Genomic DNA, 261 nt, shown 5'->3' on the forward strand with positions numbered 1-261 from the left:
GGGTGCTGGCCACGGGCGTGGCGCTGGGCTGGCTCGGCGCCGGTTGGGTGGAGGCGGTGATGTGGCTGGTCGCCGCCCTGCTCGCCTATACCTTGGTCAACCGGGTGCGTCAGGGCCTCAAAGAACAACAATCTCTCCCTTCTGCATAAGGATTTTGCGATGCGCGAACAGCAACAGCACACCTTCAGTACCCATGATGGCGTCGAGCTTTTCTATCGGCACTGGCCGGCCACGGCAGGTGTCGGGCCGCGCAAGGCGATC

1 protein-coding gene and 1 pseudogene are annotated in these 261 nt (G+C 64.0%); both read left to right on the forward strand.

Translation table 11 applies throughout. The annotated features are described in order from the left end of the window. Nucleotides 1–149 (forward strand): annotated as a pseudogene (locus tag SB756_RS31630) (CDP-alcohol phosphatidyltransferase family protein); the annotation flags it as partial. A 10-nt stretch (nt 150–159) separates the two neighbouring features. Then, the coding region (locus SB756_RS31635) for a hypothetical protein (RefSeq protein WP_410913442.1) at nt 160–261 on the forward strand (102 nt) is incomplete at its 3' end.

Origin of the sequence: Pseudomonas sp. SIMBA_068 (assembly GCF_046534705.1) — a bacterium.
Taxonomy (GTDB): domain Bacteria; phylum Pseudomonadota; class Gammaproteobacteria; order Pseudomonadales; family Pseudomonadaceae; genus Aquipseudomonas; species Aquipseudomonas putida.